At 41.6% G+C, this 13928-nt stretch carries 9 protein-coding genes (1 of these 9 running past the window's edge); 7 read left to right on the top strand and 2 right to left on the bottom strand.

What is annotated here, in order from left to right; all coding sequences use genetic code 11:
• Positions 1–253: 253 nt before the first annotated feature.
• Both gltB and ACXAFK_RS04430 read left to right on the top strand, forming a co-directional pair.
• The gene (gene gltB / locus ACXAFK_RS04435; RefSeq protein ID WP_474956943.1) at positions 254–4759 is read left to right on the top strand and encodes a glutamate synthase large subunit; all 4506 of its coding nucleotides are present in this window, start codon (positions 254–256) and stop codon (positions 4757–4759) included.
• A gap of 8 nt (positions 4760–4767) precedes the next feature.
• Positions 4768–6234, top strand: coding sequence for a glutamate synthase subunit beta (locus tag ACXAFK_RS04430; RefSeq protein ID WP_474956942.1), 1467 nt, complete (start codon positions 4768–4770; stop codon positions 6232–6234).
• Positions 6235–6306: 72 nt separating this feature from the next.
• Here the strand turns inward: ACXAFK_RS04430 and ACXAFK_RS04425 are convergent, their stop codons facing one another.
• A complete protein-coding gene (locus ACXAFK_RS04425) occupies positions 6307–7788 on the bottom strand; it encodes a sensor histidine kinase (protein WP_474958150.1) in 1482 nt (493 codons plus the stop codon).
• 25 nt (positions 7789–7813) lie between these two features.
• Positions 7814–8551 carry a LytR/AlgR family response regulator transcription factor gene (locus ACXAFK_RS04420; RefSeq protein WP_474956941.1) on the bottom strand — a complete coding sequence of 246 codons (738 nt, stop codon included), beginning with the start codon at positions 8549–8551 and terminating at the stop codon, positions 7814–7816.
• A gap of 387 nt (positions 8552–8938) precedes the next feature.
• Here ACXAFK_RS04420 and ACXAFK_RS04415 point away from each other — a divergent pair, with 387 nt between their 5' ends.
• From ACXAFK_RS04415 to ACXAFK_RS04395, 5 genes are all read left to right on the top strand, one after another.
• On the top strand, positions 8939–9817 hold the full coding sequence (locus tag ACXAFK_RS04415; RefSeq protein ID WP_474956940.1) for a hypothetical protein: 879 nt from the start codon (positions 8939–8941) through the stop codon (positions 9815–9817).
• A gap of 7 nt (positions 9818–9824) precedes the next feature.
• Entirely contained in the window at positions 9825–10733 is a 909-nt protein-coding gene (locus ACXAFK_RS04410) for a DUF4412 domain-containing protein (RefSeq protein WP_474956939.1), read from the top strand.
• Positions 10734–10743: 10 nt separating this feature from the next.
• The gene (locus ACXAFK_RS04405) at positions 10744–11646 is read left to right on the top strand and encodes a hypothetical protein (protein WP_474956938.1); all 903 of its coding nucleotides are present in this window, start codon (positions 10744–10746) and stop codon (positions 11644–11646) included.
• Positions 11634–12287 (top strand): hypothetical protein, encoded by a 654-nt coding sequence (locus ACXAFK_RS04400; protein WP_474956937.1) that lies wholly within the window; start codon positions 11634–11636, stop codon positions 12285–12287. Before ACXAFK_RS04405 ends, ACXAFK_RS04400 begins: the two co-directional genes overlap by 13 nt.
• 162 nt (positions 12288–12449) lie before the next feature.
• Positions 12450–13928: the 5' portion of a hypothetical protein gene (locus ACXAFK_RS04395; protein WP_474956936.1), read on the top strand. Its footprint extends 1404 nt past the window's final position; 1479 of the gene's 2883 nt are visible here — the first part of the coding sequence; it begins with the start codon at positions 12450–12452; the stop codon falls past the right edge of the window.

Raw genomic sequence — 13928 nt, 5'->3', positions numbered from 1 at the left:
TACCCCCATCCCTTTTAAATTGAATGCAGATACCCATATAGCGCAGTATTTACCCTTTTAGACACCTCAATTTACAGGGATAAAAGATATGGACGCCCCTTAAATTGTCAGAATGATAATTTATGAACAGAAATATTCCCATATTACACATTTTGCACACTTTCACTTCTTAAACTGATTTTTATCAATAGATATCCAATTTCTGTTGATATTTTCTCATCTTTTTCGATATTTTTGAGAAAATTCGTTAATAATGAGATTGAAAAAACAAGGATTGTACCTTCCCGAATTTGAACACGACAACTGCGGTGCCGGTTTTATTTGCAGCCTAAAAGGAATAAGATCCAACGACATTATCCATAAGGCTCTTGAGATTTTGGATAAGCTGGAACACCGCGGAGCTGTAAGTTCCGACGGAAAAACAGGCGATGGTGCTGGAATATTGATCGATATACCCCATGCTTTTTTTCAGGATGTTTGTGATTTTGAATTGCCAGATGCAGGAGATTATGCCGTTGGAAACGTGTTTTTACCTCAAAAAGAGAATCAACGGGACTTTTGTTTAAAAGTTCTCGAAGAGAACATAAAAAAGCAAGGGCTTGAACTATTGGGATGGAGAAGTGTACCTGTTAACCGATCGGTTCCTGGACGAATTGCAGCAGAGACCGAGCCTTTTGTAATGCAGGTTTTTATCGGAAAGGGAAACGCCCCGGACGATTTCCAGTTTAACCTTAAACTTTTTATTGCCCGAAAAATAACGGAACACAAGGTTATCGATAGCAAACTCTCTCAGAGTGATTTTTTCTATCTACCCAGCCTTTCCACCAAGATCATCATATTTAAAGGGCTTTTGGTACCAAAGGACATCAGTAGATATTACGAAGATCTATTGGACCCGAGAGTTGTTACCCGTTTGGCTTTGGTCCATCAACGTTTTAGCACCAACACATTTCCAATGTGGGATTTGGCACAACCATTTAGGTATATGTGTCACAATGGAGAAATCAATACCCTAAGAGGCAATGTCTCCCGCATGCGTTCTCGTGAGGAACTTATGCAGAGCGATTGGTTCGGGGACGATATTAAAAATATCCTTCCCGTGGTCTTACCTGCAAAGTCCGACTCGGCCAGCATGGACATGGTCGTCGAATTATTGCTGATGACCGGCCGTTCACTGCCGGAAGTAATGATGATGCTCGTACCCGAAGCATGGGAAAAAAACCCGGATATGTCCGAATCTAAAAGAGCGTTTTACGAATACAACTCCTGCTTAATGGAACCTTGGGACGGACCCGCATCCATACCTTTTACCGATGGCAACTACATTGGTGCCGTTTTGGACCGTAACGGTCTTCGACCATCCCGCTATTCCGTGACCAAACAGGGTTATGTGATCATGTCTTCGGAAACCGGTGTTGTGGAACTGGAACCAGAGGACATAGAATTCCATGGAAGATTGGAACCGGGCAAAATGTTCTTGGTAAATATGGAGGAAGGCAGAATTATCAACGACGAGGAAATCAAAGAAGCCATTGCCAAAAAACATCCTTATAAGAAATGGCTCAAGGACAATCTGGTCCATTTGAGGGACATACCTTATAACGACTGCCCTGTTTTCTTTGGAGAATTTCCATTACAAACCAGAAGAACTGCTTTTGGATATACCCAAGAAGACATCAATACCATAATAATGCCCATGGCTCAAAACGGCAAGGAGCCCATAGGTTCCATGGGGTCGGATACGCCTATTGCTGTTTTGTCCGAGAGACCACAATTGATCTACAACTATTTTAAACAATTGTTCGCCCAGGTCACCAACCCTCCTTTGGACGGCATCCGAGAAGAATTGATCACCGACATAAGTTTAACACTGGGCAGCGACCATAATATTTTTGAATTTTCCGAACTGCACTGTAGAAAGCTTAAAATTCAAAACCCGGTAATTTCAAAAGAAGACCTGGATAAAATAAAGAACTACGATGCCAGCCCGGATTACAAAGTGGTCTCGATCTCTATGCTGTACGAGATCAATAAGGGCCACAACGGCTTGGAGGAAGGATTGGAGTCCATTCTTAAACAAGCTACCAATGCCATAGACGAAGGAGCCAATATTATTATTCTATCCGATAGAATGATCAGTACGGAAATGGCCCCCATTCCCGCTCTTTTGGCCTGTTCCTTTGTAAACAGCGGATTGGTAAGATTGGGCAAGCGATCAAAATTGAGCATAATTATAGAATCTGCTGAACCAAGAGAAGTACATCATTTTGCTTTGTTGTTCGGTTTTGGGGCAAGCGCCATCAACCCATATTTGGTAAATGAGATAATTGGAGAACAAATAGAAGAAAACAATATCACCGATTATACTTTTGACGAGGCCATCAAAAATTACAATAAGGCGATAGGGAAAGGTATCTTAAAGGTGATGAACAAAATAGGGATTTCCACCTTGAATTCTTACAGAGGATCCCAATTGTTCGAATGCATTGGAATAAATACGAAAGTGGTGGACAAATATTTTCCCAACACCCCTACCCGTATCCAAGGAATAGGACTTTACGAAATTGAAAAAGAAATTACCAAACGCCATAACAAGGCGTTCCAATCTAAGGAAGTAGCGGCCAATCTCGATATAGAGGTCGGCGGAGAGTATCGATGGAGAAGAAATGGTGAAAAGCACATGTTCAATCCATTAAGTGTAGCCATGCTTCAAAAATCGGTACGCAATAACGAGCCGGAAACTTATAAAGAGTATTCCAAATTGGTAAATGAGCAATCCAAACACCTAATGACCATCCGTGGACTGTTCGAGTTTTCGAACTATGACCCGATTCCCATTGAGGAGGTTGAACCTTGGACAGAAATTGTAAAAAGGTTCAAAACAGGAGCAATGTCCTACGGTAGTATCAGCAAGGAGGCCCACGAAAATCTTGCGGTTGCCATGAACCGAATTGGAGGAAAGAGCAATTCAGGTGAAGGAGGAGAGGATTCGGCTCGTTTCTATAAAAGTCAAACCGGGGATTGGAAAAACAGTGCGATAAAACAGGTAGCCTCAGGAAGATTCGGGGTAACTTCCAACTATTTGACAAGTGCGCAAGAAATCCAGATTAAAATGGCCCAAGGGGCAAAACCAGGAGAAGGCGGTCAACTGCCCGGCCCTAAGGTAAACCCGGCCATTGCCAAAACAAGAAACTCAACCCCGTATGTTGGGTTGATCTCGCCACCGCCCCATCACGATATTTATTCCATAGAGGATTTGTCTCAACTGATCTATGATCTAAAATCTGCGAACAGGGAAGCAAGAATAAATGTAAAATTAGTTTCAGAAGTTGGCGTGGGGACCGTAGCGGCAGGTGTCGCAAAAGCCAAGGCAGATGTAATTTTAATCTCTGGTTTTGATGGAGGCACCGGTGCATCGCCACTGACCTCTCTAAAACATGCCGGCCTGCCTTGGGAGCTTGGCATTGCAGAAGCGCAACAAACATTGGTAATGAACGACCTGAGAAATCGGGTCACCCTGGAATGCGACGGGCAATTAAAAACAGGCCGGGATGTTGCCATTGCATGCCTTTTAGGGGCCGAAGAATTTGGCTTCGCAACAGCACCATTGGTTGCCTCGGGATGTGTAATGATGCGGGTCTGCCATTTGAACACTTGCCCTGTGGGAATAGCCACCCAAAATCCAGAACTGCGTAAAAAGTTCAAGGGAAAACCCGAACATGTGGTGAACTACATGTACTTTGTGGCGCAAGAACTGCGAGAGATTATGGCAAAACTAGGGTTTAGAACCTTGAATGAAATGGTAGGACAAGTACAAAAACTGGACAGAAAAAAAGCCATTGAACACTATAAAGCTGCTGGTATAGACCTTACCCCAATTCTTTATCAGATGGATGTGCCCGAAGGAACTAAGTTCCATAACACCGAAAAACAGCATCATGATATAGACAAATCCATAGAATTTGAAATTATCGGCAAGGCACACCCTGCTTTGTTCAGAAAGGAAAAAACCTCTTTGGATTTTCCGATCTGCAATACGGACAGGGCCGTTGGAGCAATCATTAGTAACGAAATATCAAAAATATATGGTGCAGACGGATTGCCAGAAAATACATTAAAACTCAATTTCACAGGCTCTGCCGGACAGAGTTTTGGCGCTTTTGCCACAAAAGGCCTTACCATGGTAGTTAACGGAAACACCAACGATTACCTTGGAAAAGGGCTTTCGGGCGCCAAATTGGTCATTAAGGTGCCATTTAAATCAACCATAAAACCAGAGGACAATATTATAACCGGTAACGTAACACTCTATGGGGCCACATCTGGTGAAGCATATATAAACGGTAAGGCCGGAGAACGTTTTTGTGTTCGAAACTCCGGTGCACAAGCGGTAGTTGAAGGTATTGGAGATCACGGTTGTGAATACATGACGGGCGGTGTTGCCGTTATACTTGGTTCCGTAGGAAGAAATTTCGGAGCAGGTATGAGTGGCGGAATTGCCTACGTATACGATCCCGATAATACATTTAGCCGAAACTGCAACGGCGACCATTTGAACCTGCTTCCTGTTGATGAGGATAAGGACGTTCAACAATTAAAAGACCTGATAGAAAACCACTATAATGCCACTTTGAGCCCGTTGGGGCAACGAATTTTGGAAAATTGGGAAAAATGCCTTCCCAAATTCATTAAAGTATTCCCAGAAGAATACCGCCAAGCACTTATTAGATTGGAAGAAGAAAAAATGCAAACCTTATAATTTTAGACATGGGAAAGATTACAGGATTTTTGGAGTTTGACAGAAAGGACGAAACATACGTTCCTGTGAAAGAGCGTATCAAAAACTATAAGGAGTTTACAAAACCATTAAAGGAAAACGAACTAAAAGACCAAGGAGCCCGCTGCATGGACTGCGGTATCCCGTTTTGCCACAGTGGATGCCCACTAGGGAATCTGATTCCGGATTTTAACGACGCTGTTTATCAAGGAAAATGGCAAAAAGCTGCAGAAATCCTGCATTCCACGAATAATTTTCCTGAGTTTACTGGAAGGCTATGCCCCGCACCCTGCGAGGAAGCATGCGTTCTTGGGATTAACGAACCGCCCGTATCCATTGAGAACATTGAAAAAAACATTGTGGAGACCGCTTTTAAAAACGGATGGATACAACCAAAACCACCACTAACAAGAACTGGTAAAAAAGTGGCCGTTATCGGATCTGGACCAGCTGGATTGGCCGCAGCTCAACAATTGAACCGCGCAGGCCATACGGTTACGGTTTTTGAGCGCGATGAAAAAATCGGAGGACTGCTCCGTTACGGAATCCCAGACTTTAAGATGGAGAAAAATGTTATCGATCGCCGTTTGGAGGTAATGGAAAAAGAAGGTATCGAATTTAAAACAGGCGTTCATGTTGGCGTCGATATTACAGCAACAGAGCTACAACAAGAGTATGATTCTTTGGTGCTCTGTGGTGGAGCGACAGTGAGAAGAAACTTGCCCATTCCCGGTTCCGATGCTAAAGGAGTGGTGCAGGCCATGGACTTTTTGCCACAGAACAATCGCAGGGTCGATGGCATTCCGTTTAAAGGTGAAGATATTTCCGCCAAAGGCAAAAAAGTAATCGTAATTGGTGGTGGAGACACAGGTTCCGATTGTATTGGAACTTCTATACGACAAGGCGCCACAGACGTCATCAATTTTGAAATTATGCCAAAAGGCACCGTTGACCGTCCCGAAGGTCAGCCATGGCCATTTTGGCCAATGCGATTGCGAACCAGCACCTCGCACAAAGAGGGTGCGGAACGTGTATTCAGTATTTCCACAAAAAAGTTTAATGCGGATAAGACCGGTAAACTAACTAGCTTGGTCACTGCAGAAGTTGAGTGGATCAAGCAACCCGGAAAACGTCCCACTCTCAAAGAAGTTGAAGGAACGGAAAAGGAATGGAAATGTGATTTGGTATTATTGGCGTTAGGTTTTACCGGCTCCGAAACTACCATTGCCGATCAATTAGGGCTAGAAATTGACCCACGGACCAACATAAAAGCATCTGCGGCCAATTACAAAACCAATGTGCCAGGCGTATTTGTTGCCGGGGATCAGCGTCGTGGCCAATCTTTGATTGTTTGGGCCATTTCCGAAGGTAGGGAAGCTGCCCACCATGTGGATACCTTTTTAATGGGAAGCTCCGGCTTACCACTTAAGGGAGAGGGCGATCTTCCAAGGGTTTAAGAACACATAGATCAACTAAATAAACAAACTCTCCAGGATGTACTGGGGAGTTTTTACGTATTGCAAACCCCTTTACAAATAAGGAAGGTCGATTACTACTTGTGTACCCGACAATTCCTTGCTCGTTTCTTCTAAATCTATGATGTTAATGGCTCCCTTACTTTGATACTGTTTAGAAAAATGTTCCAAACGTTCCTTGGACAACGATATACCTACAGAATCACTCTTATGTACCTTTCTTTCTTTTATATATCGTGATTTTCGCAATCCGATACCGTTATCGATAATCTCTATCCGGACTTCATTTTCTTTGTTTTTGAACAGGAAAACCTCAAGTTTCATATCTTTCTTTTTTGGAGAGAGGCCATGCCAAATCGCATTCTCCAAAAAGGGTTGCAAAAGAAGGGAAGGTATTTTGATGCCTGCTGGATTTATATCAGGCCCACATGTAATCGAGAACTCAATTTCGTTATTGAACCTGAGGTTTTCAATATTCACATAGAGTTCCATCGTCTCCAGTTCATCGGTCAAACTGGACTCCTTTTTCATGGTAGAGGCAAGAATCCTGCGAATCAACTTGGCAAACTTGTTCATGTAGTAAACAGCCTTTTCCTTATCGTTATCTATAATATAGCGCTTAATGGAATTCAAAGAATTAAAGATGAAATGGGGATTCATCTGGCTCCTCAATGCCAATAGTTTTAGTTCGGCCAATTCTTTATCATATTGGGTCTGTAGTCCCTTTAATCGCTCTGCTTCCGCCTTAATTTCCATAGCCTTCACATTTCCCTCTAATTGCGCCTGCACTTTCGACCTTAAATCTTCGTTCTCCCTAAATTGGGCAATTAGTTTTTCTTGTGAACGATTACGCTCATCCAAAATCAACTTTTGCTTATAGCCCAAAGCAAGAGCGAAAAATATATTTTCTATTACCAAACCTAAATAAAAAATGCTATACCGTACTTCTTGCTCTTCAGGTGCAAGACCAATTCGTTTTATAATTGAAACGGCTAAGGCAGTCATTAATAAAAAAAAACCTCCCATAACAATATAGAATCGCAATGGAGAGTTCAATTTAAATAAAGAGTAAAACAGTAATAGACCCGATAAGTATGTTAAGACAGAAAAAGCCAGATGTCCTTTCATTAAAATTTGCATGTCCCCTGTAATGAAATAGAGTAATTCTAGAATAATAGCATACAGAAAAATGATTCTCACCGTCCAATAGAAAAAGTGATACCACTTATATAAGTGTTTTTTAAAATCTAAAAGAACGTAGGCAAATACAATGTAAATGAGATTATAGGTTAAAATAAAATTAAGCTCAAGATGGTCAATAAATCCCCTAATGGGTTCAATGAGATCTATTACAAACCCAACTTTTGATCTATTGAGCAATCCAAAGAAAATCATAAATGTATATAGGCTATAATACAAATAGGCTTTGTCCTTGTGCTGAAAGTAAAGTAAAAAGTGGTAAACGCTTAAAATGAATAAAATCCCAATGACAAAAATTGTGATACCGTTCTCATTTGGATGATTGAGGACATCCATTAACCCATGCACAAATAAAAGAAAACTACCCATTTAAAGCTTGCATTAGCTTATGCTTCTTAGACCTCGAAACGGGCACATCAGTACCATCGCACAACACCAAATATTGACCGTCTTGGTTTACAAATTCCTTAATGGCATTCAACCGTATCAAATAGGAATTATGCACCCTAAAAAAACTGGAGCCCAACATTTTTTCGAAATCTTTGATTCGTTTGCTCAAAACCTCTTTTTTTCCATTTCCAAAAAAGACTTCGGTATAATTGCCGTCCGCTCTACAATAGAGAATTTCCGCAGGATCTACATACAGTGTTTTCCCTGCCATGGGCAAGGCCATTTTTTTTGATTTCTGATCTGCCCATTCGTTAAAAACACTTTTGAGCTCTGCTCCCAACATATTCTGCCCCTTGTTGCCGCTTATCCTTTTTATTGCTTCTTTAAGATCGTCGGAGTCAACCGGTTTTAAAAGATAATCTATTGCATGCTGGCGAAAGGCCTTGATCGCATAATTATCGTATGCAGTGGTTATAATAAGGTCAAAATTCCGATATTTTAGGGTGTTCAACAACTCGAAACCATCCATTTCCGGCATTTCAATATCCAAGAAAACACAGTCTGGTTTCAAATAGTTTATTGCAGAAATAGCTTCCATGGGATCGGTAAAAGTATCGAGTACTTTTACATCATCACAAAACCTCTCTATTTCCCAAGCCAGGTTTTTTATTGCATTGTACTCATCATCTACAATTATTGCCGTGATCATTATTGGAATTCTTAAGTCCTAATAAAGATAATCAATAAGGCAACATTCATCGTAACCATTACATATTCAGTAGGATTGGGCACATAGTTCGATAGAAAGGTGCTTTTTATGGTATTCCTCAGTGCTCTGAGACTTTTTTTGCCAACTACATAATACTTTCCACAGAAAATACAATCCATACCTCAGTGCCTAACAACAGCCTTTAAAAATGATGATCACTGATTAGCTTTGATCAGAGTTCTCCCATTCTGTTTTGACCCGTGTATGGCCAATAACAATGCAGATTATCAATATACAAAAAACCGAATTGCCTTTGTTATGAGAACACTATGCATCCTACTGACTTTGATAGTTGTCCTTCTATCCTGCAAACGCCAAAAAAAGGACATGGACAAAAAAGAAAAAAGTATCGACCTATCACGGTCCGTTACTCAACCTGGTGTGGTCCATGTAAAGAGCATTGGAATGGACTTTATAGTAAAAGACACCCTTAATTCGGGCTGGAACACTTTTAAATACACCAACGAGTCCACTGAAGTCCACTTTATATTAATGGATCTATATCCCGAAGGAAAGAATGCCAGAAATACCAAAAACGAAGTACTGCCTCCTTTCGAAGAAGGAATGAAACTTATAATGAATAATGATATGGAAAGTGCGGTTGCCGCTTTCGGAAAACTGCCTGCATGGTTCCAAGAAATTAAGTATATGGGAGGCACAGGCCTTATTTCACCCAATAGAACTGCAATAAGTACTATCTATCTTGAGCCTGGGCTTTATATAATGGAATGTTATGTGAAAATGGCCGACGGCACGTGGCATACTTCGCACGGTATGTACAAAGAAATTATCGTCACAGGAACAAACACCGATCTGGCGCCACCAATAGAAACGGTTGCTATTGAAATTTCAAGCAAAGCAGGCATCTTGGTCGCAGACAATATTCCAAAGGGCAAACAGGTATTCAAGGTCACATTTAGGGACCAGTCGACTCATGAACATTTTTTGGGACATGATGTTAATCTGGTTAAATATGATACAACGGCATCATTGGATTCCCTGGTACATTGGATGAACTGGATGAATCCAAGAGGATTGCGCACCCCTGCCCCAAAGGGATTCACTTTTTTGGGCGGAATGAACAATCTGCCTTCTGGGAAACACGGATATTTTGATGCAGACCTATCACCGGGAAACTACGTACTGATTTCCGAAGTACCCATGGCCAACGAAAAAAATATGATGTACAAATTCACAATTAAATAAACAAACCATGAAAGCAAGAACACTTATTTCAACACTGATATGTTTTTTAATCATGGGTCAATCAAATGCCCAATTTTTTAAAAAACTAAAGAAGAAAGCCAAAGACGCTGTAGAGCGCACCGTTTTGGAACGCACCGACAAAGAAGTCTCAAAAGGAACGGACCGCGCCATCGATTCCATTACCCAAGGAAAAAAAGGCAAAAAGACCCCTAAGAGCATTGGTGAAACAGAGAAAAATACGCCTACCAAAAAACAAACTGATGCCAAGAACAAAGCGATGGAGCAAAAAATGGCCGGTTTATTCGGGGGAAAGGACCTGAATGGAGTACCTGACATCTACACCTTTTCATATAAGGCCACAATGAAAATAACCACGCGTAAGGACGAAACCGAAATTCAGTATTGGATGGAACCGGACCAAAGGTATTTTGGCAACTGGCAAGAGCAGGGAACCACGAACAGCATTTCCATTATGGACATGGAGAATAAAATGGTGGTGATGTTCATGGATGACGGTGAACGTAAATCGGCCATGAAAATGCCCGTAGGAAAAAAAATGATGGAAAAAATGGCCAAGAAAATGGAGCAAAAGTCAAACGCTGATAACGTGCAGGTCACGCCGATCGGGAACAAAACCATACTCGGATATACGTGTCAGGGGTATCAAATCACAAGCAAGGAAGGCATCTCAAAAATTTGGCTCACCAATGAGACCCCAGTGGGATTCTTGGGAGGCATGGGACAGGCAGAAAGCATACCCACAACAGGCCTGCCCATTGGCAACAATACCATGTTCATGGAAATGCAGTTCGAGTCGGCCAAAAAGAAAAAGGACAATTTCAGCATGGTATGCACCGAACTGATCCAAGAAGACTTCGTATTGGCAAAAGCGGATTATATCTCATCCAACCCATAAAAATATTAGTATGAAAAATATAGTGTTTTATATAGTATTCCTAATCATATCCACTTCCCATCTGCAAGCCCAAGAATTCGATATGGGCGATGTAATGGAGACCGCCATGGATTTTGTAGAGGAAGCCCAAGGCGGAACAGAAACCCAAGCCGACAACCAATCCATGGGACAAATGGTCGACAAATTACTGAAGAAGACCGATGACCCAGCTTTTAAAGCACTTATAGAAAACCTAAGCCAAGCATTAAAAGAATTTGAAAACGAGTCCTATACCGGTAAATGTCTGCAGGTAATGGGCGCCTATGCCGAAGCATTGGCCTATGCAGACCGAAGAGTTGAATTGGCCGGCAATGCCTGCGAAAAAAAAGAGTGGTTGGGCATTGAGGGACTCTTACTCTTGACCGGGGGCACCATTAATTATTGTCCCACAGAATTTTATGGGCTTTCCGATGAAAGCTTAGATGAAAATGAACAAAAAAAAATCATAACTAGATATGAAGCAGAAATTTATATATACTTTTTTGGGTCTTACGCAGAAGATATTTTTAGATTAAATCAACAAATTGATGAAAAAAAATTGAAAGAATTATTAAGGGATAAAATTGTAAAAAACAATCCTGATATGAGTCTTGGGCCAGACGAATTAGATAATGCCGTTAATATTTATTATGATCTCGTAATAAGACTTCAACATGAGTACATCTTTGATGACTTCAAGAAAGAAGACGGCAATTTTGAACTCTTTGAAACTTTTCAAAAGGCTAACCAACAGTTAGGTTTACATGGAATAAATGGGATAAATCATAAGGGTGCTATGATAGACTTTGTAGGCAAAATGTTCACCCCAGAATTTATGCTTGCTAAGACCGTTGAAATCGCAAAACTCAGCAACCTTTACAAATGCAGCAACTAAAACCGATAAAATACATCTCCAATATTTTTTTAGCTAAAACCATTATGAAGACCATAAGAACAGTACTCATTATCCAAACGGTGTTTTGTTTGGTTGCCTGCAACACAAACAACCGTAAAAACCAAGAACAAAAACCCACCCAGACTGTGGTATCCAATACACCATCAAAATCTTTTGAAGAAAACAAGAATTCCCTCTTGAACAAAACACCTCTCACCAAGGAACAATTTGCCTCTTGGTTGCCAGAGACCATGTTGGGACTTCCCTTAACATCATCTACCATTAATCTACTCCCTGGTGTTGGGTCGTGCACGGCGAATTATAGTCAGGGAAATACAAGAATTCGGATCATGATCATAGACGGTGCCGGTGAAAAGGGTGCCAATGGTGTTGCTCCATACAGAGCTTCGAGCACATTAAATATTAACGACAAAGGTGCTTGGGGAAGTACCAAAACGGAAACCATAAACGGCTTAAAGGCCAAGGTGTCCTATTTGGAAGAGGACAGACTCAATGCATCCATGTTCTACAACGAAAGATTTGCTGTGGATATAAAACTTAACGAACTCACTAGGGAATCCCTTGACCAAATAGTACAGGAATTAAAATTGGAAAAACTGAGAGAATTAGAACGTCAATAACAAATGAAAAATCAAGGCACGACAGGTTTGGACGATCGATCCCGGCGGGAATTTTTCAGACAATTGGTTTTAGGGGGAACCGGAGTTTTTTTGTCTCCGTTACTACTTCAAAGCTGCAGTAGTGAAGATTTGGGTAGGCCGCCATTTGGAGTCTGGCAAGATATGATAAAAGCCTTAGAACAGAGCCCGGACCATTTTATGGGCAGACGCAAGACTCTTGTAGCCTCCAAAGACCCCAAGGCCATGACAGATTTCGTAAGGGATAGTTTTCAGGTTTTACCCTGGCAAAGCGATTTTCTGCACCATGCGGCCTATGGCTCCATTTATGGAACAGCAATGGCACTGCGCTGTGGTTTGGCAACCCCAAGGGAGAAAGCAGAGATTTTAAAGGACATGTTAGTGGATGCTGGATACGAAGCTCGCGTGATCATGGAGGAAACCAGTATTTCATTGGAAGAGGCAAAAGCAATAGTTTTCCGAAAATACATGCCAGCATTTAATCCTCCTGTCTCGGAAGGTAAAATAAAAAAATGGTACAAGGCATTGGGTATATCCGCTCCGCAGGGAGGTGTGGATGTTATTCCCGACCTGCTGGAACAAGCCAATAACCTCTCCAATAAACTGCTAAACACAATCGACCCAAAATTTATTCGGGACAGTATTGTAAACTTCAGGTTTCATGCAGATGCCGTTCCCTCGGTCGCTTTTAAGGATGGGGAAGAAGAAAAGTATGCACATGTATTTGACCCAGAGGTATCATTTGGAAACCTACACCCCACCAACACCGAAAATCATTTTTATGATGCCGTAGAAATGAGACCTTTTGAGAATGAGGAAGTCACCTTAACCCTATCTTGCCGTAGAGCTCTGGATCATTGGAACGAAACTGAATTGCTATCGGGAACATGGAAGTTGTCCGAACTTTTGGGAAACCAATTACAGGTCCAATTTCTCAACAATATGACTTTAGCAGGTCAAGCAACCCAAACCGTGTCCCAAATTGCCCACTTTACCCCCTGTTTTGCTGTCCAATGCCTAAATGAAGAACATGGGACTGCAGAGGAACGCTCTGTTATGGGAGAGCCTATCACAATGGAAGGTGAGCGGATTTTTGAAACCTATAGTCCATCTAGTTTACCAGAGTCAGAAGAAGCAGGTGCCATTGAAAAAATCCACAGCTTTGAAGCTAAGTTGCTGCCTCAAGCATTTCCAAAAGTACGGCTCGAACTAAGTCCCATGGACGCTTCTGGGGCAATCGTCGAAGGTCTTTCCATAAACAACTTTTCCGTTACCGATAATGGCAAACCTGTATCGGCCTGGATGAAACAAAATACCATATCCCCCAAAATCCTATTACTTTATGATACTTCCGCAAGCATGCCTGCGGAATATGCCGGTGAACAAATTAAAATGTTCTTAGAAAAAACAGAGGCCGCCATCCGTGAAGCATATCCAACGGTGCATCTTATTTTACAGGCTACGGGATCCAATATCTATACCGCTCTGCTTAAAGCGAAACAATTGGACGTTGATCTTATCCTTTACGCTACGGACGGTGATAACAACGATGAATTTGACCCTGCATTTACCCCGATTTATGAAAACGGTCCCCCGGCAATCTTCCTGAATGTAAAACCACAG

This window comes from Flagellimonas sp. ABD4_174 (genome assembly GCF_056160185.1).
Note: the sequence above shows the minus strand (reverse complement) of the source record. Positions and strands in the feature narration are given on the sequence as shown.

Coding starts and splice junctions, on each gene's coding strand:
- ACXAFK_RS04430 (WP_474956942.1), top strand. CDS start 4,768: ATGGGAAAGATTACAGGATTTTTGGAGTTTGACAGAAAGGACGAAACA.
- ACXAFK_RS04400 (WP_474956937.1), top strand. CDS start 11,634: ATGCAGCAACTAAAACCGATAAAATACATCTCCAATATTTTTTTAGCT.
- ACXAFK_RS04415 (WP_474956940.1), top strand. CDS start 8,939: ATGGACAAAAAAGAAAAAAGTATCGACCTATCACGGTCCGTTACTCAA.
- gltB (WP_474956943.1), top strand. CDS start 254: ATGAGATTGAAAAAACAAGGATTGTACCTTCCCGAATTTGAACACGAC.
- ACXAFK_RS04425 (WP_474958150.1), bottom strand. CDS start 7,788: ATGGATGTCCTCAATCATCCAAATGAGAACGGTATCACAATTTTTGTC.
- ACXAFK_RS04420 (WP_474956941.1), bottom strand. CDS start 8,551: ATGATCACGGCAATAATTGTAGATGATGAGTACAATGCAATAAAAAAC.
- ACXAFK_RS04410 (WP_474956939.1), top strand. CDS start 9,825: ATGAAAGCAAGAACACTTATTTCAACACTGATATGTTTTTTAATCATG.
- ACXAFK_RS04405 (WP_474956938.1), top strand. CDS start 10,744: ATGAAAAATATAGTGTTTTATATAGTATTCCTAATCATATCCACTTCC.